17 protein-coding genes, 3 pseudogenes and 1 riboswitch are annotated in these 20,362 nt (G+C 58.9%); all 20 genes and pseudogenes read right to left on the minus strand.

Going from position 1 to position 20,362, the window contains the following annotated elements; translation table 11 throughout:
• Positions 1–456: 456 nt before the first annotated feature.
• The 20 genes and pseudogenes from CQ12_RS47775 to CQ12_RS26210 all read right to left on the minus strand — a co-directional run bounded on the left by CQ12_RS47775 (position 457) and on the right by CQ12_RS26210 (position 20,362).
• The gene (locus CQ12_RS47775; protein ID WP_430642277.1) at positions 457–567 is read right to left on the minus strand and encodes a transposase domain-containing protein; all 111 of its coding nucleotides are present in this window, start codon (positions 565–567) and stop codon (positions 457–459) included.
• Between the two features lie 99 nt (positions 568–666).
• Positions 667–1,013: pseudogene (locus CQ12_RS47780) on the minus strand (IS66 family transposase); the annotation flags it as partial.
• 165 nt (positions 1,014–1,178) lie between these two features.
• Positions 1,179–2,501 (minus strand): acyl-CoA dehydrogenase family protein, encoded by a 1,323-nt coding sequence (locus tag CQ12_RS26135; protein ID WP_057838163.1) that lies wholly within the window; start codon positions 2,499–2,501, stop codon positions 1,179–1,181.
• Positions 2,502–3,559: 1,058 nt separating this feature from the next.
• Positions 3,560–3,730 (minus strand): hypothetical protein, encoded by a 171-nt coding sequence (locus tag CQ12_RS44235; protein ID WP_157088514.1) that lies wholly within the window; start codon positions 3,728–3,730, stop codon positions 3,560–3,562.
• Between the two features lie 1,078 nt (positions 3,731–4,808).
• Positions 4,809–5,003 carry a hypothetical protein gene (locus CQ12_RS46715; RefSeq protein WP_245310160.1) on the minus strand — a complete coding sequence of 65 codons (195 nt, stop codon included), beginning with the start codon at positions 5,001–5,003 and terminating at the stop codon, positions 4,809–4,811.
• A 186-nt stretch (positions 5,004–5,189) separates the two neighbouring features.
• The gene (locus CQ12_RS26150; protein WP_057838166.1) at positions 5,190–6,170 is read right to left on the minus strand and encodes a PDR/VanB family oxidoreductase; all 981 of its coding nucleotides are present in this window, start codon (positions 6,168–6,170) and stop codon (positions 5,190–5,192) included.
• A gap of 10 nt (positions 6,171–6,180) precedes the next feature.
• Positions 6,181–7,254 carry an aromatic ring-hydroxylating dioxygenase subunit alpha gene (locus tag CQ12_RS26155; RefSeq protein WP_057838167.1) on the minus strand — a complete coding sequence of 358 codons (1,074 nt, stop codon included), beginning with the start codon at positions 7,252–7,254 and terminating at the stop codon, positions 6,181–6,183.
• 213 nt (positions 7,255–7,467) lie between these two features.
• Positions 7,468–7,995, minus strand: a complete 528-nt coding sequence (locus tag CQ12_RS26160) for a VirK family protein (RefSeq protein WP_245310162.1) — start codon at positions 7,993–7,995, stop codon at positions 7,468–7,470.
• A 209-nt stretch (positions 7,996–8,204) separates the two neighbouring features.
• Positions 8,205–8,405: a hypothetical protein gene (locus CQ12_RS26165; protein WP_057838169.1), complete on the minus strand. Its 201-nt coding sequence runs from the start codon at positions 8,403–8,405 to the stop codon at positions 8,205–8,207.
• A gap of 40 nt (positions 8,406–8,445) precedes the next feature.
• Positions 8,446–10,779, minus strand: coding sequence for a 5-methyltetrahydropteroyltriglutamate--homocysteine S-methyltransferase (gene metE / locus CQ12_RS26170; protein WP_057838170.1), 2,334 nt, complete (start codon positions 10,777–10,779; stop codon positions 8,446–8,448).
• A gap of 104 nt (positions 10,780–10,883) precedes the next feature.
• Positions 10,884–11,085, minus strand: a riboswitch (cobalamin riboswitch).
• Between the two features lie 33 nt (positions 11,086–11,118).
• A pseudogene (locus CQ12_RS46720) lies at positions 11,119–11,217 on the minus strand (methylisocitrate lyase); the annotation flags it as partial.
• Between the two features lie 196 nt (positions 11,218–11,413).
• Positions 11,414–12,655 carry a type II toxin-antitoxin system HipA family toxin gene (locus CQ12_RS26175; RefSeq protein WP_057838171.1) on the minus strand — a complete coding sequence of 414 codons (1,242 nt, stop codon included), beginning with the start codon at positions 12,653–12,655 and terminating at the stop codon, positions 11,414–11,416.
• On the minus strand, positions 12,652–12,966 hold the full coding sequence (locus CQ12_RS26180) for a helix-turn-helix domain-containing protein (protein WP_057838172.1): 315 nt from the start codon (positions 12,964–12,966) through the stop codon (positions 12,652–12,654). The genes CQ12_RS26175 and CQ12_RS26180 overlap by 4 nt, the downstream gene beginning before the upstream one ends.
• A 614-nt stretch (positions 12,967–13,580) precedes the next feature.
• Positions 13,581–14,093, minus strand: a complete 513-nt coding sequence (locus tag CQ12_RS26185) for an Mpo1 family 2-hydroxy fatty acid dioxygenase (RefSeq protein WP_057838173.1) — start codon at positions 14,091–14,093, stop codon at positions 13,581–13,583.
• A 318-nt stretch (positions 14,094–14,411) separates the two neighbouring features.
• Positions 14,412–14,513: pseudogene (locus tag CQ12_RS46725) on the minus strand (methylisocitrate lyase); the annotation flags it as partial.
• Between the two features lie 522 nt (positions 14,514–15,035).
• Positions 15,036–16,370: a dicarboxylate/amino acid:cation symporter gene (locus CQ12_RS26190; protein ID WP_057838174.1), complete on the minus strand. Its 1,335-nt coding sequence runs from the start codon at positions 16,368–16,370 to the stop codon at positions 15,036–15,038.
• Positions 16,371–16,733: 363 nt separating this feature from the next.
• Positions 16,734–17,303, minus strand: coding sequence for a hypothetical protein (locus CQ12_RS42775; protein ID WP_157088515.1), 570 nt, complete (start codon positions 17,301–17,303; stop codon positions 16,734–16,736).
• Between the two features lie 640 nt (positions 17,304–17,943).
• A complete protein-coding gene (gene hypE / locus CQ12_RS26200; protein WP_057838176.1) occupies positions 17,944–18,990 on the minus strand; it encodes a hydrogenase expression/formation protein HypE in 1,047 nt (348 codons plus the stop codon).
• Positions 18,987–20,129: a hydrogenase formation protein HypD gene (gene hypD / locus CQ12_RS26205; RefSeq protein ID WP_057838177.1), complete on the minus strand. Its 1,143-nt coding sequence runs from the start codon at positions 20,127–20,129 to the stop codon at positions 18,987–18,989. The genes hypE and hypD overlap by 4 nt, the downstream gene beginning before the upstream one ends.
• Positions 20,126–20,362 (minus strand): HypC/HybG/HupF family hydrogenase formation chaperone, encoded by a 237-nt coding sequence (locus CQ12_RS26210; RefSeq protein WP_057838178.1) that lies wholly within the window; start codon positions 20,360–20,362, stop codon positions 20,126–20,128. The genes hypD and CQ12_RS26210 overlap by 4 nt, the downstream gene beginning before the upstream one ends.

Below are 20,362 nucleotides of genomic sequence, written 5' to 3' on the forward strand. Positions count from 1 at the left end.
GGGGACTCGATGCGCAGCGTCATGTTGCTCTCCAAAGGTATTGCCACAAGGTAGGCGACCGCTCGAGCTTGCCTCGCTCAGAAATGGGGCACACGGGTCTAGGGGAAGGAGACCATCGCTCGTTTTGCGCATCCGCGTGTACTCAGCCTTCACCCAGCGTTGCTGCATCTCACTAGCAACGGTCGTGCCAGCACTGTAAGCGCGCACTAGCGCCTGATTAGGCTTTGAAAACTCTCCGCGGCGCCCCAACGGAGCCGGTGTTTTGAACCTGACAGGCTTGTGTCCCTGTCAGAAATTGGACATGAGTGGCGCGCTTCGCGCCGCCAGAAGCACGCGTTTGGGGTTGTGCCGAACGGAACTTGCTCCCTCTCCCTGTCAGGCTTGGTTAGAGGAGCGCGGATCGGAGTTGAAAGAGCCAAGGGGCGTGGACCAGCGTAAGCGCCAAGCTGATGCCGTTCAGGCTTTGAAGTTCCAGGGCATGAGCGCGTCGATCGCAGTGATCGGCCAGCCCTGCGCGATCGGGTCGACGGTTTGTGTGAGCCAGGCGTGCGGGTCGACGTCGTTCATCTTCGCGGGTTGCAGGAGCGTGGCGATGGTCGCCCAGGTCCGGCCGCCGCCATGCGACCCGGCGAAGAGCGCATTTTTCCTCGTAATTGTTGGCGGCCTTATTGCCCGCTCGACGAGGTTCGAGTCGATCTCGATGCGACCGTCGGTCAGGAAGCGTTCGAGAGCCGCACGCCTCGATAGAGCATAGTGGATCGCCTCAGCGAGCTTGGATTTGTCGGGCAGGCGCGGCAATTCTCTTTCCCACAAGTCGAAGAGGCTCGAGACGATAGGCGTCGACCTTTCCAGGCGCGCTGCCCGCGTTGCGGGATCCTGGCCGCGGATGTCGGCCTCGTTGCCCATAGCCCAGCCATTGTCGTGACGGTCTGCGTCGCCAGGTGCGAGCTTTCGTTGACGTGCAGCTCGTAGAATCGCTTCCTGACGTGGGCAAAGCAGGCCGCAAGCCGCACGCCCTCATTGGCGCCCGCCGACTTACACAGTCAAATTACTTCCTGAGCACGAAATGCGTTCTCAGCCAACTGATGAGTCTGAGCCACAGCGGGTAGCTTGACAACATGTGGAACGATCAAAGACAGAAGCTGTAAGACCCAGCTGCTCTGTTCCAAGCCAGGGTGTCAGACATACTGCACCAATTTCAGGTAATCGTCTGTGAGGACAGGTGAGCGGATGGAAGAAGCTGCGTCTTGAAGGAAGGTATTCAGAATCCGACTAGCGCGAATGCGGCCTTCGAAAGATAGCCGAGCTGGCGCGCGACTACGGAGAGTTGCTAACTCGGAACTGACTAGGTCAGCCGCGGCGGCGGCACAATCTGAGGCGGAGAAGCGACCAGTAGACATGACAGCTTGTGCCAGTCCTAGTGTGGTGAGCCAACCCGCATAGATTAGTACGGCACCGTCTGTCTCATTGAGCCCAGAGAGTTCCTCAATTGCAGCAGCATGGACTGGCGCCGCACCAAGAGACAGAAAAAGATCGGCTATTTCGTCACGTGTGGCTCTAGAAAGAAGGCAGCGGCCGAGATGTGATAGGAGCGTCTCAGTCGGACCTTCGAAGATACGGAGAATGCGAGCGTCTCGATAGATTTTAGCTACAGGCGTTCCCTCATCATAACCACGGCCACCTAACAGTTGGACGCATTGATCAGCGACGAGGCCGCACCACTCCGACGACAAAACCTTCGTTGCGGACGCAAGGTGGACGTTGGGCGTGCCCTGCGCTGATACAAGTCGGCAGGATGCACCCAGCATTGCCTTCACTACTTCCCGCCGGAGTACCATCTGCTCAAATAACTGCTCGATGTAGCTGTTCTCAATCATGCGCAGCTTACCTAGTCGACGATGGCTTGCATATGAGGCTGCGACCTGAATAGCGCGCTCAAGGGCTCCAAGACCCATAGCAGCCACACCGATACGCCCGCGGTTCATACTAGATGCTGCTGCTCCCCAGCCGTCTTGATCGCGAGAGAGCACGTAAGCACTCGGCACCTCGACATCCTGGAAGTCCAGAGTATTTTGAATAATGCCACGTAGACCGAGTGTGCGATGCTCGTGCGTGACGTTTAGGCCCGGCGCCTGCCTATCAACTAGTACACCAACGAACCGACCTTTCGCATCGGGACCAGAGGCTCGCGCAAAGCAAACGATCCAACGAGCCCAGTCAGCGAGGCCGATCCAAATTTTGCGGCCAGAGATGCGAACTCTATCTTCGTGCAGGAAAGCCGAAGCCTCTATATGCCGCGGGGCAGAGCCAGCTCCAGGCTCCGTCAAAGCGAAAGCGCAAAGGTCGCCGCGTGTTGCACCCCACATGACATGCCTTTGTTCAGGGATGTGCGGTGCCGCTTCGATGCAGGGCAAGGCCAGGAAGTTATGGATGACTAGGGTAGAGGCAGCCGAGACATCGAAGGATGCAGTGGCGGCGATGAGGTCGATGGCCTCTTGCAAGGGAAGAGCTAATCCGCCGTGTTTTGCTGGTGTAGTGAGCCCGAACAGTCCATGCCTTGCTAATATGCTGTCGCCGCCCCGAACAGGGAGTAAACTTGAGTGTGCATAGCCCCTCGAATTATCTGGACAATATAGGGCCATAATGATTGCGCCCGCGCTTCGTGCCAATCATCCCCGTGGCTAGCTCGATTACACATTGGTATAGTGGATGCGAGCCTAGTATGAGCAGGTTGCTTCTGATCGGAATTATCGCGAGCTCTGCGCGGGCATCACATCAAGATGCTTCTCTTCGATAGGACCTCTCTGAGGAAAACTCTCCCTATAGTCAGTGACTCCATTCTTCTCAAGAGTCACTCAGAGTCGTTGAGTGGTGATTCGTCCCAAAGAGAGCCTAGGGAGAGGTCCGTCATGCGCCCCATGGCCAGCAGCGTGAGGCGATGCTCGCTTGAGGGGCGTTCACCGAACGAAAGCACCTTCGTTTTTGGAGGCGCTTCGCGGCCTAGCTAGACATTTTCGGGTCAAGCCGCTTGATCATCAGTCGGCAGACAGCATCCGCTGCCGGCCAGACATGCAATCGCGAGGGTTTCGATCGCATCAAACGTCATACCGCGACCCCGAGTGAGAGCGCGCCCAATGCAGCAAATTTCATGATCAGTGCTCGCTTGGCAGCAGCATGGCGGTTGCCGTGGTCGGAGGGCTTCTTACCTCGACCGCTCTCAGTCTTCTCGTAGTCCCCGTCGTATTCACATACGTCGATGGCTTCAAGCGTCGGCTGCGGCAATGGTTCGCCTTTCGGGCGGCACAGCCAAATTCAGCACGCCGGCGTCAAGTGCCGAACCACTCACGGAATGATCGATATTCGCCAGTTGAGGGTGAGGGCACTATCCGCAAGCCGTGCTTGCGCAGAGTCTCCCTCACCCCACGTCGTGAACGAGGCCTGAATCGCTCGGGCGGAAAGAATACTGAAGATGGCGCGCCTTGCATCATCTGGCAGTGTATCCGCTCGCGAAGGACAGGGCCGCTGTGCCTGCAAGCGGCCGATGTACTAGAACTCTATCTCATTCGCAGTCCGGGGCAGGTAAGCAAAAAACCATTATGCAGATTTCACGGAGATCCGGGTGATCCGCCAGCGGATCGCATACAGGATCATGGTCCTGCGCATTTGCGAAATTGGGCACCGCCGCTGCAAGCGCGACGACGCTCGCAGTCACAAACAACAATTTTTTCATTCGAGCGTCACTTTCCGTAGGTTTGCCTTAGCCGTCCTCCACTTAACAGAGCCAACGCAAAACACAAATCTCACGCTACGTCAGATTTTATCTTGGAGATTGTTACTCACGTAGGTTTCCGACGGCGTGTTGGGCTCGCTTCCGATCGCGTTCGCGGATCTGGATCTCGACGATTGAAAGCAGGGACTACGGCCGCGGCAGGTTGAGCCGCGCAACATTCTCATTTACCGCGGCCTGCCATTCCTCTGATGTCGTTTAGTGCTTGATCAGCACTCCAGACGCATCCCGCGCGCTTTGCGCTGGCAGTGGGTAGCGTTGCTGTGCGTAGCTTATGGCGACGCGGCACAGGCTAATAATCTCGCTGCAACGGAGCAACGCACGTGCCCAGCGTATCGCCCAACCGAGGCTCCAGAAATTTGAGGCGGTCGACCAGAATAGCGATGGCATCCTCGACGCGGATTCAGCCTACCTGGCAGATACTGCTCAGATCGGCGTTTGGCCCTCACGGCAGACTAATCCTACGATCTGATATTCAACCTCAGTCTGCGCGGTTTCCAGGCTCTTGCGCGCAATGCCCCCATAGATCATCCCCACCGCGTGTTCGCATGTTGGATCGAGGCTGAATTACCTCGTTATGTCGCGTCTCGCGACGCCTATAGGGTCAGGCATCCTGTAACGTAACCTGCTCATCACAAAGACCGCAGTTCTCGTCGGCTACAGTCTCGATGACCCTGACTTCCGTCAAAGTCTGGGCTGTAGTGAAGCAACGGCTAGGAAGGACCCGTCGGCAAGCCTATGCAATTGCGGTTGGTGCACAATAGGCTGATGTCGCGCGCTTCGCGCGGCGAGGCGTCACGGTTATTAACCTGCCTCGTGGGAAAAAGAAGTACGGCATCTTATGGGACACCTCGATCTTCCATCTCAAAGCATCCATTCGAGCTTCTCAATGGCGTCGATGCGAGAACCAACAGCCAGGTCGGTGATCAGCTTCCAATCGATCTTCTTTCTGTTTTTTCGGCACCCCGCGCTCTTCGGCATGGATCACCGTCAGCGCCAGAGCGGGATAGCGATTCTGCTTTCAGATCGGCGGCCGGATGCGAATCTTGCGATATCTGATTTGAAGAACGGCCCCGTCGCGATCGCCGTTGCTGTTTCTGACTTCGATGCCATGGCGCACTTTGACAGCGACCTTGTCCATTCTCGTCGACAATCGTGTGATCCCCGTCTTCAGCCAGACGGTGGGCCGGATGGGCGGCGATGCGGGCGAGGACATCAAGCCTGCGGGTCGAAGCCGTTCCTTTTTCGCCGATTATGCGACTGCCCAACTATGCCGAATGGTTTTGGGAGGGCCCGTCGTTTCCGCGTACTTGCGGCTGGTCGAGCGGTCGTCGTCCCGGCTCAGCTTGGCGTGTTATAGCGCCTCAAGGAAGGCGAGCAGGCGGTCACCACAAAATGCCGTTTACGGGGTCGGCATTCGATCAGGTGTATCGACGGTAATGCAACCGCTCTTTGCGCGCGACACGCAGGTGCACAGCTTCCCGTTCGTCGCCCGCTCCTCGCTGCTGAAGAACACGTCGCGATGATCGACCGGGGCCGACGCCTCCAGGATCGGCAGGATGCACAGGCCACATTCTCCGCGTCGGCAACCGAAGATCATGTCGACGCCGGCGTCTTCAAGCGCGTCCAGTATGGAGCGGTTGGCAGGAACGTCGACTTCGAGACCCAGTCGGGGAATCCTAATCTTGAACGGCGCGTCCCCAAAGTTGCCAGCATTGCCAAACGTCTCGTAGCGGAGGTGCGCCACGGGCCTGCCTGCTTCGTACCACAGGCGCCTGACCGCCTCCAACATGCCGAACGGGCCACACACATAGAGCTCGCCGCGCGGATCGAGTTGGGCGATCTCGCCGGCGATGTCGATGCGCTGTCCCTCTTCATCGACGAAGAGCTGAAGCCGTTCGCCAATATGACGGGCTAACTCGTCTGCGAGCGCCAGATCGCGGCGGCTGCGCGCGGCATAGAGCAGGCGAAACTTCGCGCCTGCTTGCTTCAGCGCCAGTGCCATCGTGTAGATCGGCGTGATGCCGATGCCGCCGGCAAGCAGCAGATATTCCGGCTGGCCGTAGCTCAATTCGAAGCTGTTGCTCGGCGCGGAGATCGTAAGCCGTTCGCCCGGCTTGAGGCGCCACATGCCGATAGACCCTCCCCGGCTGGACGCGAGCCGTTTGACGGCGATGCGATAGAGTCCGTCCGGACAAGGTCCCACCAGCGAATAGCTCCGAAGCTGCGGCCGGCCGTCAATGAGCACAACGACGTCGATGTGGCTGCCGGGCGTTGCGGTGACGAATGCGCGGTCCGCCTCGATTTCGAAGAGAAGGACGTCAGCAGTAAGCTCGCGCGTGGCGCGAAGGCGCGCGCTAACCCATTCGATCGGCTTGGCCATGACTTTTCGCTCACTCGGCCGCAACGTTTGCGATCATGCTGGTCTGTTCGTCGGCCAGCATCCCGTCGATCAGCCGCCGTGCCCAGAGCGCGCCTGCATCGATGTTGAGATCGTAGAAGGGCGAACGCGGGTTCTTCATGATCGCCGCCTGCTGCGCTTCCAACACCCTGTGATCCTGATCGTAGACGCCCGCTCCGCCATTGACGTGGGCGAGCTGGAGCTCTCTCGTCAATTGCGCATCATTCCTGCGATAATTTCGGACGAAGTTCCAGAAATAGTGGCAGGTCGTCTCGGTCTCGGGCGTGATCGCCGCCAAGAACGCACCGTTGGCGCCGTGCGAGCGGTCGCCCTGCGGCGCGCCCGTACCTGTCAGCGCCACGCCGACGTCGCCGACGACGACCGACGGTGCCTGGAACGTCACGATCTGCCAGCGATCGACACGGCCCGGCCGTCCGAGCTGGCGCGCCCAGAACGGGGGCGGCTCAATGTCGATCATCCAGCGGGTCATCGTCGCCGTGTCGCCAGTGTGGGTCACATCGAAGGGCGCAGCCGTGATCGCCTCGTCGCCGATGCTGCCAGCATGCACATAAGTCTCGTGCGTGAGGTCCATGAGGTTATCGATCACAAGGCGATAGTCGCATTTCAGCTGATAGAACGTGCCCCCCTCGCCGACCCATTGCGTGCCGTCGTTCCAGTGAAAATTCGGGATTTTGGCAGGGTCCGCCAGCGCGGGATCACCGGGCCACAACCAGACCAGGCGATGCCGCTCGGCGACCGGATAGACGCGCACGCAGGCTGACGGATTGATCGTCTTCTGCGCGGGCATGTAGGTGCAGCGGCCGGCCGAATTAAAGACCAGCCCGTGATAGCCACACATAACGTCATCGCCCTTGAGATGTCCGAGCGACAGCGGCAGCAGCCGGTGCCAACAGGCATCCTCCAGCGCGGCGATCACGCCGTCGGTGAGCCGGTACAGCACAACGTTCTTGCCGCAGACGGTGCGGGGGGAAAGCTCGCGGCCGATTTCGTGGCACCATGCAGCCGCGTACCAGGCGTTGAGCGGAAAAGGCTTGGATGCGTTCATGGGTAGTGTCTCTCCCTGGTCCGGTCGATGTTCGCGGGCTTGTCTCAGCCCATTCCAACGGCCTGCGCCTTGCCGCCCTTGGCACCAGACGTGCCTCGGCGGTCAATCATCACGCTCAGATGATAAACTTGACAATTAGCAAGCCACGCCGCTCCAATTGTTTGCCAATGAGCTAAAGGCACGGCTAAGCCTACAACCTGACGCGACATTAGATTACCAGACGAACTTCGCGCCGTCCGGCAGTTCGCAGACAAATTCGCCTTGGTTCGCGGCTTCGGCCGCCCCGGCGGCCAGCTTGGAGGCTCGCACCGTGAGCTTGCCTTCGCGGCTGAGGCTGTGGCGAATGTATTCCGTCACCGGGCGTCCCGAGCTGTCCACGGTTTGATGCGCATTGGCGAAGCTGATGCCGTTCTGGGCGGTCACCCTGAAGGCACTGATAACCAGCCCGCCCTGCACGGAAGGCCCGGGCTTGCCGCCATCTACGGTGGTACACCGGTTGAGGTCCAGTATGACCTTCACATTCTTGCCGGCGTGCAGAGCACTGAGCACCTCGGCGTATTTCGGCGAGGGCTCATCAGCCTTGGCCATAGTGCTTACGCTTGCAGCCAAAAGCAAGGAAAACAGGATCGACAGGTGTCCGCTGAGCTGCATATGCTCTTCTCTCCACACTTGAACCACAGGCTGCGCAAGCGCCAACTTGCCCGATGTCGTATCGCAAACAGCTTCGTGGATTCCAGACATCGGGCATGTTCGCCTCGCGACAACTACACGTGTCGCAACCGCGCGCAAGTGGTGGCGAAGGCTAATCTAACGTCACAAACTCGTACGTAAGGTTTGCGAAGTGGCGTCACAATTTGTGACACCCTCTCCACTATTTGGTCCAGCGGTTGCAGCGCCGAAAGGACGAGCGGCGCTCAAACACGCGATCGGCTGGTCTTGCCGTCATTGGGTCATCCCGCTTTTCCGGAGGTGCCGAAATGTTGCGCGAGCAGTTGCTCGGGCGTTTCGGTCATCTCGATGCGCTGGGGGTCGCCGCCGACAAACGCGAGCACGGTGCGATTTCCGTCGCGCCACATGCTGCCGACGAGCGCGATGTTGATGTGGATGGTCTGCCCCGTTTCGAATCGCGTGCATTTGATCCAAAACCGCATGGCTCCCCCTCCTTCGATCCGGGACAGTCGAACGCCGCCGTTACGCTAGCACTCTCAGTTCGCGCGCGGCTGCAACCATGTTGGTAAGCGCCGGCCTCACCTCTTCCCATTTGCGCGTCTTCAGTCCGCAATCCGGGTTGATCCAGAGCTGTGCATCCGAGAGGCGCTGCCGCGCGAGCTTGAGCAGTTCGATCATTTCGCCAACCTCCGGTATCCGCGGCGAATGGATATCATAGACGCCGGGGCCGATCTCGTTCGGGTAGCGGTAGCTCTTGAAGGCGTCGAGGAGCTCCATCTTGGAGCGCGATGTCTCGATTGAGATGACGTCGGCATCCATCGCACCGATCGCGTCGATGATCTGGTTGAACTCCGAATAGCACATGTGGGTGTGGATCTGCGTCTCGTCGCGCACGCCCGAGGAGCAGATGCGGAAGCTCTCGACGGCCCAGTCGAGATAGCTCTTCCAGTCGGATTTGCGCAGCGGCAGGCCTTCGCGGAGCGCCGCCTCGTCGATCTGGATAATCCCGGCGCCGCCAGCCTCGAGATCGGCGACTTCGTCGCGGATCGCCCGCGCAATCTGCCGGCAGGCCTCGCTGCGTGGAATGTCGTCGCGGACGAACGACCAGTTGAGGATGGTGACCGGACCGGTCAGCATCGCCTTCATCGGCTTTGCCGTCAACGACTGCGCGTATTTCCACCACTCGACGGTCATGGCTTTCGGGCGTGAGACATCGCCGAACAGAATCGGCGGACGCACGTAGCGCGAGCCGTACGACTGCACCCAAGCACTATTGGTAAAGACGAAACCTGAAAGCTGTTCGGCGAAATACTGCACCATGTCGCTGCGTTCGAACTCGCCATGCACGAGCACGTCGAGACCGATGGTTTCCTGCCATCGCACCGCGCGCTCGGTCTCTTCCTGCAGGAACGTCCTGTATTGAGCATCATTCAGAGTGCCTTTGCCGTGCGCGGCGCGGGCCTTGCGGACTTCAGTCGTCTGCGGGAACGAGCCAATGGTCGTGGTCGGGAACGACGGCAGATTGAAGCGCTTGTGCTGCATCGCGGCGCGCTCCTTGAAGGGACTTATCCTGCGTCGCATGGTGTCATCGATTGCCGCCATACGTTTGGCGATCAAGGGATCGTGGATGCGGGACGACATCCTGCGAGCCGCAGCAGCGGCATCGGACGCCTTCAGCATCTCCGCGACGGACTGCCGATCGCCGCCGCCAAGTGCCGCGCCCAGCGCCGCCAGTTCCTCGATTTTCTGGATCGAGAATGCCAGCCAGCTTTTGATCTCAGCATCAAGCTTGTCCTCGAGGTCGAGGTCGATCGGCACATGCAGCAGCGAACAGGAGGGCGCGATCTGCACACGCTCCTTGCCGAGCTTGGCTACGACCGGCTCGATCCGGTCGAGGATTTTCGTGAGATCCGCACGCCAGATGTTGCGGCCGTCGATCACGCCGAGCGAGGCGACGCGGTCGCTCGGCAGCTTTGCGACGTCATCGAGTTGTTCCGGAACTCGCACGAGATCGAAATGCAGGCCGGCGACGGGTAGCGCAAAGGCGGTCTCGCGGTTGGGGCCAAGCGCGCCGAAATAGCTCGCCAGCATGATCTTGATGTCGGAGACTTCCTTGGCGAAGGCCGCATAGGCCTCTCGCAACGCTTTCTGCGCGGCCGCATCGAGATCGAGCACCAGACATGGCTCGTCGATTTGCACCCAGTCGGCGCCTCGCCTGGCGAGTTCGCGCAGTACCTCGACATAGACAGGTACAAGCCGATCGATGAGCGAAACCGGATCCAAGCCGTCATCCTTGCTCTTGGCGAGTTTTAGGAAGGTGACCGGGCCCACCAGCACCGGGCGCGTCTGATAGCCGAGCGCCTTGGCTTCTTCATATTCCTCGATGGGCTTGCGAGAAGCGAGACTGAATTGTTGGTCCTTCTTCAACTCCGGCACCATGTAATGATAATTGGTGTCGAACCATTTCGTCATTTCCTGTGCCGGCACGCCGTGCCCGTGATAATGCCCATGTCCGCAAGATTCATCGTGCGTGCTGCCTTCGGCGCCGCGCGCCATGGCAAAATAGGTCGCGAGCGACACCGGCCCGCCCTTCCAGCCGTAGACTTCGGGGATCGCGCCGACCATGACCGAGGTGTCGAGCACCTGGTCGTAGAACGAGAAATCGTTCGACGGAATGACGGTGACGCCGAGTTTTTTCTGCCGCGCCCAGTTGGCGGCGCGCAGCCCGACGCCGGCTTCGATCAGCGCCTTTTCTGTAGACGTGCCAGACCAGAAGCTTTCCAAGGCGAACTTGAGTTCGCGGCGCGGACCGATCCGCGGCATGCCGAGGGTGGCGACAGGAAGCGAGAGAGACATAGCTTCAACCCCGTGGTTGGGGGCAAAGGCCATGGCGGACGCATGCAGGGAAAGTCGCGCGAGCGACGGCTGCCTAGCGTACCACCGGGACACCCCGCCCGTGGACGAACAATTTTGCCGGGGCAGGTCTCCTGGCTCGCGGGTCAATGCTGCTGTCCGGCCTTCCCGAAGCCGCATGGCTTCAGTGACTTTGTTAGGACAGCGGCTCGCCGCTTACAGTTGCGGGGGCAGCGCCGGCATCACACCGGCTTCCCTCTTAGCTCCGGGTCAAGCGGGACTCGGAGAACCTCGACGGGCCGGATTATCTGCAACAGCATCACCGCGTCAAGTACCAAGCGATTACCTCTGTGGCATTCCCTCTGGAACGATTGTTTCGATAATGGACGCATCCAGGGCCTCGTAATCATGCAGCCTGATAGTCGAATAAAGCTCCGCGCGGTCTGCATTCGGGAAACTTGTCAGCACACACATAAGCCAAACATTGTACGTGGAAAGGCGTGTGTATGCGGTGTTGTGCCATTCAGGGGCACGTTAACGGCCGACCGAGCGCGCTCGTGCAGCTTTCGCACACGTTAGCGGCTTGCACTTATGCTCTGACGGGATCGGGTGATGTGCGTTTCAAGGCCTGCTAAGCCTAAGGATCAAGGATGGCTGCCATTTCATCGACATGTGCATCGATCCGCTTGAGGACTTGCTCGGGCACGACATCGCGTTCTGGAAGAATCGACCACTTTTCACGCACGGTCGCCGCCGTCTCGGCGACGGCTGTCACAACGGCCCCTTCCGGAAGACGGCTGCGGTTTGCGAAATTGCGCCAGCGCTCTGGAGTTAACGCCTTGAACGACTTTTCGCCGGCGAGGCTAAGGGCCAGCCCGTCTTTCGGGATGTAGGGAATTGTTGAAAGCACATCGTAGACTGGCGACAGGGTTGGCGCCCGGCCATCTCCAGAATAGAGCAGCGACCAATTCTTGAGATGCATATCGCCATTTCCGGTGATCGCGGTAAGTGCGAGACGCCGAACAAACTCGATTGCTGAATCGAAGGAGACGCCGCTGGTCAGCGCGGCGGCGATATTGTGATACGCCGCGCCAGTGTATTTCTCGGACGGATAGCGGCCGAAGACCTGCGCGAAATCCTCCATATGCACGCGCGCGCCGTCAGCGCCGCGGTCGAACCGGCGGACAAGCAGTACCTTGCCTGTGGACATGGTGTTGAATTCTTCCGGAATGCCGGCGAACTCTGTCTTGTCGACAAGTTCACGTGCCGGCACTTCCATCCCCAGCGCCTCTGCCAGGGCTAGAATCGCGAATTCGTTTTCCGAGAGCCCGATATGCGTGAGGGAGGGAAATTTCGCGATATACTTCCCTTGCTCGTCGTCGACGGCGAGCGTGATCCCCCCTTCCTTTCCGGTATTTTTCATAACGGAGAGCTTCATTTGGACGCCGGCGAGCGAAAAGCGTGCCTTCTTACCCTCGGCCTCCGGGCCGGCTGGAACGCGGATACCGTCACTTGGTAGGGCGCGTACCGCCCCTGGCAAGTTGGTCCCTAGCGCGGTCAAGAGATCGAAGTCGTTTCCAGGTCTTACTGACGCCGCGTGGTGCTTTTCCATCGCCTCCCGCAGTTTCTCTTCGGGCAGCAGGTTCGCAAAGAACGGCGGCAGCGCGCCGCGTATGGGTTTGGGATCCCTGCGGAGACTGCCGTCCGCTGAGCGAAGCGAAAGGCTGAAGATCGGCGGGTTATTCAGGCTTCGGTAAGCTGGCAAAAGATTGAATGCGTTGTAGTCACCCGGCGTTCGGACGAGGGTGCCGACGGCAAGACCGTTCAATGAGATATCGAGCGATTGGATACGTTCAGCTGCGAGGACAGCCCGATTCATGACCTTTCCTCCCCTTCGGCGTCTGACTTGAACGCGGGACAATCATCATCCTCGATAGCGGGCTGCAGCATCGACTGAATGGCCGGCACCATCGCCTGCGGGATCAACATCATTTCCATGCCAAGGGCGCGGGCGACGTTGACGAGTGTGGTTGCGCGGGCGGCGGCGACGCCTGTTTCAATGTCGCGATAGCGGGGTCTGCTAATGTTCGCCCGATGGGCAATCTGCTCCTGGGACAAGCCAGCAGCCAGGCGTGCTTTTCGAAAGCGCTGGCCGAGATCCTTAAGCAGTGGGTTCGAGATAGGGGTCATGATATGTTCTCAGATCATCGTGAGTTAGATGATACCTAAACAGATCGCTACACAACCGGTCAAGAAGAAACGTAACCAGATCTTTTATTTTCGTAATGATATGTAAACATATCCTAATTCCCGGTATCATGAAACCATGGCCGAAGCGGGGGACGCGCGACCGTCGCCCGAATCTAAACGAGGGCCTGTCCGTTCTCCATCTCCGTGCCACAGCCGGAACCGCGGTGAAGAATCTCCGTAACGATGGTATTGAGAGTATTTTCCACGAGGTACGCTGGAAATCCGCGAGATTCTGCGAAGCAAATTCAGCAAACGAGCAGCATTTTTCAGAAAACTTTGATTGAGCGCACCATTTTCAGGACCAGTGAGCGTTTTTCAACCGGCTCCCGAAACGGCCCTTCTGACGGGCTATGCCGCCATGATCGACGCTTACAAGTTCTCTATCACCCGTTCCATGGACACTTTCGGTCATTGGCTTCAAGCACCGCGTCATCGAGCAGGACGCATCGCGCATCTATACGCCGCGCCATGCGCACGAGGCCTCGCTTGAGGTACATCAGGCGCGGTGAGATGCGGTGGACTGTTCGCGATGCGACGGTGGCTAGAAAGCCCGGTTACCGGGGAGACGCCTGGCGACGCTTCCCAACGATGATGCCGAGATCGTGCCGAAATCCGAGCGCGATAACTAACTTCGCCATGACAAACATCGGTCCAATCAACAGATGTGTAGGATTGTCGACCATCGCCGGCCGCCGGCGCTCGAACACCACGTGCCCAATCATCAGCGCTGTAACGCCGATCACAATCAGGATGGCAGTAAGTGACCACATCCCGGCGGTCGTCACATGATTGACGATCATGAACGCGGCTGCAAACAATGCGATCGCAGCCCCCAGGATCGCGGCGCCAAGCGCGAAGTCGAGCACGAACCAATAGATCAGCACCGGCACGAGCGCGATGGTCGCCGCGCTGGTCTGGATTCCGAATACCGTGAGGGACCACAGGCTAAGCGGAAGAATGGCAGCCAGGAACAAGAACAGGATGCCGAAGACGTGCATCGCGCAATTCCAGGGGTCGCGATGATACTCCACGTAGTCCGCAAGCCGCCGCCGGAAATAGGAGTTCATGCGGCGCTCGCTTCGCCCGTTGTGTCGGCAGACGCGGCACAAATTACGAATACCAAGCGCATTATGCGGGCCCCCCGCCGGAAATATGCCGGTACTTAAACGAGGGATTCAGCCTCAAGTCAAATCGCATATTTGCGAGAACATCAGATGCGATAGACTCGGGTAACCTGCTCTCTCAACCACACCAGCTCGACAAGCTGTTCGAGCAGATCAGGCCACGGCGCCATCGAGCGAGTCGACCCTGTGCGCCGCATCGGTCGGCGTCGTGACAACGGACGCATCAAGCGCCTCGTAGTCGTGTAGCCCGATTCTCGCCTAAAGCTCCGCTTGGGCCTTGTCGGCCACCCGCAACGCGGACACTGGCCAGATTATCATCGCATAGCACATCGCCTCGAATTCCGTCGCCGTGAAGAGCGTCGTCCCGACAACGGGATGCGATCGAACAGCGCTTCCGCAACTGAGAGTTCGGACGTATTTCACGTAAGGCCCTCGAAGGGGCTTGACTCGTACGTAACGTCAGCTTGTACGACCTGCCTATCAAAATCGGCGCTCCGATGTCGTCACAGTGCGTCTGGGGAGACTCTAGCGCCCGGCAAACCGAGATATCCCGATGCCGCTATACCTCATTCTGCTTTCGATCTACCTACTTCGTTTGCTTCGTGACGTGTTGCGTCGCGCTCGCAGCGCGTCCTCATTGGCAGCGTGAACGATATCGTCCGCACGCGCCTTACGTTCGGCCCAGTCCCTGCCCCGAAGAACGCCCCATTCAAATACCCAAGCGGCGGGCATTCTGATGCTCGAATTAACCCTTAGACATGGCACTCCTATTGAGGCGCGCTATGGGCGCGGCCCTGTAGGAAGGTTTGTCTATGCTTGACACATCGAACGTTGGCCGTCCTTTGTATCCGTGACACAACGATGAGATGCCGGAATCGAACCGACTCAGTCCGTCGTCAGCGCGGTCTCGAGATCAGTCGGATCGATCTCCTTGTTGAGGTTGGTCGCAAGCTTCTCGCGATCGAGCTCGCCCTCCCACCAGGCGACGATGACGCAAGCGACGCCATTGCCGCATAGATTGGTAAGAGCGCGGCACTCGCTCATGAACTTGTCGATACCCAGCACGATCGCCATGCCCGGCACCAGCCGCGGATCGACCACGGCGAGCGTCGCCGCAAGCGTGATGAAACCCGCACCGGTGATACCTGAAGCGCCCTTCGAAGTCAGCATGGCCACGATCAGGATGGTCAATTGCTGTCCAAAGGAAAGATCAACGCCGAGCGCCTGCGCGATGAACAAACTCGCCAGCGTCATGTAGATGTTGGTCCCGTCGAGATTGAATGAATATCCGGTGGGCACGACGAGCCCGACCACCGATCTGGAGCAACCGAGACGCTCGAGCTTCTCCATCAGGGACGGCAGCGCGCTCTCCGAGGAAGACGTGCCGAGCACGATCAGGAGTTCATCCTTGATATAGGCCAGGAATTTAAGGATCGAGAAACCGGCTAAGCGCGCGATCAGCCCGAGCACGACGAACACGAACAGCGCAGCTGTCACGTAGAACGTCGCGATTAGTCCGATCAGGTTGAGGATTGCGCCGGTGCCGAACTTGCCGATGGTGTAGGCCATCGCGCCGAACGCGCCGACCGGCGCCGCGCGCATTACGATGGAGATGACGCCAAAGACGCTATGCCCGGCGTCATCAATGAACGAGCGGATCGTGTGACCGCGCTCGCCAAGGCCCATGAGCGCGAAACCGAACAGGATCGCAAACAGCAGCACCTGCAGGATCTCGCCTTGCGCGAACGCGCCCACGACGGTGTCGGGAATGATGTGCAGGACGAAGTCGACGCTCCGCTGCGCCTCCGCCTGTTTGGCGTAATTGGCCACGGCCTGCGCGTTCACTACGGCGCTGCCGAAACCCGCGCCGGGGCGAACCAGATTGCCCACGATGAGGCCGATTACGAGCGCGAAGGTGGAGACGATCTCGAAATAGACCAGCGCCTTGACTCCGATGCGTCCGACCTTCTTGGCATCTTGGATGTGGGCAATGCCCGAGACCACCGTGCAGAAGATGATCGGCGCGATCACCATCTTGATCAGCTTGATGAAGCCATCGCCGAGCGCCTTGATCCATTCGTTAGTGGCAAGGCTTGGCCACAGCCAGCCGACGATCGCGCCGAGCACAATCGCGATCAGCACTTGAACGTAGAGGATTCGGTACCACGGTCTTGAGGCGCTTAGCGTTACCGGACCTGTCGTCGCGATCGTTGCCGCCATAACGTTGATTCCCCTCTTTTTTCCTGCATTGTCGCTTAAGCGTTGCGTCGCGCATCCGATGATATGGATCTTCCAAGATCTCGCGTTCTTTTAGGAAGTGGCATGCGAGCGTACACGAAGGCCATCCTAGGGTACGTCGTCACCCGATTTGGACGCGTTCGTTCGAGTTGGGGTGTACACTGCGGCACAAATTGGCTTCGTTCATCCGAAAGGACGAGCAGCTCTCCGCCGAGGAGAGCGGCGTTCTCGCCTTTCATTCGTCGCCCATATTCAGATCGGCGAGGAACATGCACGCGGGTCCTGTAAACGCCGAGAAGATTCCGCTTTCGCTCCAACCACATCCCAGACGGCACCAATACTTAATCAAACGGCAGAGGCAATCGCGATTATGAACATAACAAGGGGACCGAGTTCGATCTTACTTATAACTGCGCGTCCAAAAATGAGTCTGGCGACCTCTGTTCGGTTCGCAGGAGTTCGCAGAACTTTCGGTAGTGACGCGAAGGCTTCATCAAAAATTCTTTTCAAATCTGAAAGCTGTTCTGGATCGTATACGATGCTTTGTTCCCGTATGAGTTGCCCCACTCCGCCGCTTGTGACCGCACTGCCGGTTAGCTCCTCGCGCTCCGGGCAGAACCCGAGTCGAGCCGCTATCAACTCGCTTGTAAGTTCGTTGAGCACTTGCGCCGCCTCAAGCGCGTTCTTGCCTTCGCAGATCAGCCTTGCAACCTCTTCGATTTGTTGCTCGATGCTCTGCTTGAGGTGCTGGACACGCGCATCGCAGCGATGAAAGTGTGCAGCAGGCTCTAGAGGCTGCGGTCCAGTGAGGTTCGGATGTGGACCGATCTTAACTTGGATCAACGAGAAAAATTTGACGAGAGTCTGCAGAGGAACAGATAGAACTCGATGTGGGAGCGCATAAAACGCTGTCACCCAATTTTGTCGTTTCAGGCGCTCTATTGGCCTAGGTTTTCTAGACCCGTACACTGTCATAGTCATGACTGCCCCATGAATCTTTCTGGCATACGAATTCGGAATCCATACACGCCAGCAACTCGCTGGCGCGCAATTTCAGGTTCTGTACTCAGACTTGCCGGCCCGCAGAGCGCGCACGCCTGACGGCCTAGCTATCGACAATCAATTATCACGATCTACTATGTCTCAGTTGCATCTCAGCCGGTGGTTTGACTAGCAGCACTTGTTCCGATTGGTAAAATAGATTGTTCTGATTGAAGGCATTTACAGTTTGGATAGAAAGAACGGAGCCAATTAGCTCCATTAGAAAGTGAAGGCGCGGCCTTCGAAGCTTTGACGGCCGACGAATGCGCGACGACTGTCTCCGGACAGGCGATTTGAGAGGTCCTCAAGGACTGTCAAACCGCGCGTTCGTCCGGCGCCACTCAGCGTGTCTGGCACGTCCCTCAGCCTGTACGAAGGCGCTGTGCAGCTTCAACAGTGCCACCAGCTTTGCGCCGCCGCCGATGATTATGCGATGTTCGCGTTGCTGGGCTCGACACGCAGCCACTGCGTCAACCTACGAAGGAGCGAAGGACGCAGAATGTGTCTGGCGCCCTCAACAGATCCGAGGCAATTGTTCGCCCGACAGCCAATCGACAATTCGTCCACCGCCAAAGCTGGTCGACAGCTGCACGAACTGATGATCATCGTCCACCGCCTCGCCTATATCGGCGGCATCGCGGCCGAGCGGATTTGCTCTCATTGCAGCGAGCACAGCATCGGCTATCTCAGGCGCGACGATCGCGACCAGCTTGCCTTCGTTTGCGACATAAAGCGGATCGAGCCCAAGAAGCTCGCAGGCGGCGAGCACGGCCGGCTTCACTGGGATGGCTTCTTCCTGCAGACGAAAACCGAGGCCCGATTGATGCGCAATTTCGTTGAGTGTCGCCGCAAGACCGCCACGGGTGGGGTCGCGCATCGCCCGGATGCCGCCGCCGCCGGCCGCAAGCATTTCGGCCACGAGATCATATAGAGCTGCGGAGTCCGAGACGATTTCGGTCTCGAAGGCGAAATTCTGACGCTTCGACATGATCGCCACACCATGATCTCCGAGGCTGCCGGAAACCAGCACACGGTCGCCGACCCTTGCCTTCTCGGCAGAGAGATCGAGCCCATCAGGTAAAACCCCGACGCCGGTCGTGGAGATGAACAGACCATCCGCTTTGCCGCGTTCGACGACTTTGGTATCGCCGGTGATGATATAGACGCCGGCGGCGCGTGCCGCTTCGCCCATGGAATCCGCAATCATCTTCAGATCCGAGAAGCGGAAGCCCTCTTCAATGATGAAGCTTGCCGACAGATAGAGCGGACGCGCGCCGGCCATCGCGACATCGTTGACGGTGCCGTGCACGGCGAGCGATCCAATATCGCCTCCGGGAAAGAACAACGGCGAAATCACATAGCCGTCGGTCGTCATCACCATCCTGCCGGCGCGAACATCGAAGGCCGATTGGTCGTTGCCACGGGCGAGCCATTCATTGCCGAAAGCTTCGTGGAACAACCCGGAAATCAGCTGCGCCATGGCCCGCCCGCCGGAGCCGTGGGACAGATCGACGCATCCGTTCTTGATGTCGAGCTTGTCCTGATAGGCCTTCGCCCTCATGATGCCCGCCTCAACTGAGGACCGCGAAAGCGGCCATAAATCCAATGCGCAGCGCAGGCGCCTTCCGCGGAGACCATGCAGGATCCCATCGGGGTTTCGGGCGTGCAGACGGTTCCGAATAGCTTACAGTCGGCCGGCTTCTTCACAGCGCGTAGGATCGCGCCGCAATCGCACGCGGGATTATCGGCGACGCGCAGTTCGTGCATCGCGAAACGCACTTCGGCGTCGAATTGCGCGTAAGCCTGCTTCAGCTTCAGCCCGCCATAGGGCACGAGCCCTAGCCCGCGCCATTCGAACTGGTCACGCAGTTCGAATATGTCCGACATCTTTTTCTTGGCGAGCAGATTGCCTTCACGCGTCACTGCACGGCCGTATTGGTTCTCCACTTCATAGCGGCCTTCGTTCACCTGCCGCACCAACATCAGGATTGCCTGCATCACATCGAGCGGTTCAAATCCCGCGATCACGACCGGCTTGCCGAATTCTTCCGCGAAAGGCTCGTAAGGCTCCGTGCCGATGATGGTGCTGACATGCCCCGGCCCGACGAAGCCATCGACTTCGATCCGCCCGATATCGCGAATATCGGGACTCTCAAGAATGCTATTCATCGCCGCCGGGGTCAGCATGTGATTGCAGAACACGCTGAAGTTCCCAAGCTGCCTTTTCTCGGCAACCTGGATCATCACAGCCGTCGGGGGCGTTGTAGCCTCAAATCCGATAGCAAAAAAGACGGCATTGCGGTCCGGCGTCTGCTCGGCGGTTCGGATCGCATCGAGCGCCGAGTAGACTATGCGAATGTCCGCGCCCCGCGCCTTGGCACGCAGCAAGGATTGTCCTTGCGAGCCTGGCACACGCATCAAGTCTCCATAGACGCAGAGAATGACCTCATCCCGCTCGGCAAGCGTTATTGCCATATCGATCCGCCCTGGAGGCAACACGCAGACCGGACAACCCGGACCGTGGATCATGCGTACGTTGCCCGGCAGCATGTCTTCCAAGCCATAACGGCAGATAGCATGCGTATGTCCTCCGCAGAACTCAATAAAGTGGTAGAGGCGTTGCGGATCAGCCTCCGCAGCAATCGCGCGAGCGAGCCCCTCGGCGATGACTCTGTTGCGAAACTCGTCGGCATACTTCATGACTGCAGCTCCTGTCCCTCACCGCTCAGCTCCTGCAGCAGCTCCAGCGTGCGTCTAGCTTCTGTGGGATCGATTTTGGTGATGGCATAGCCGACATGGATAAGAACGTAATCCCCCACGGTGAGATCTTCGATGAGCGCGATCGATATTTCCTTGTCGACGCCATCGATGGATGCGATGGCCGTGTCATCGGGAAGAATTCTCGTGACCTCAGCTGGTATCGAGAGACACAT

This window comes from Bradyrhizobium jicamae (assembly GCF_001440395.1).
GTDB classification, from domain to species: Bacteria; Pseudomonadota; Alphaproteobacteria; order Rhizobiales; family Xanthobacteraceae; genus Bradyrhizobium; species Bradyrhizobium jicamae.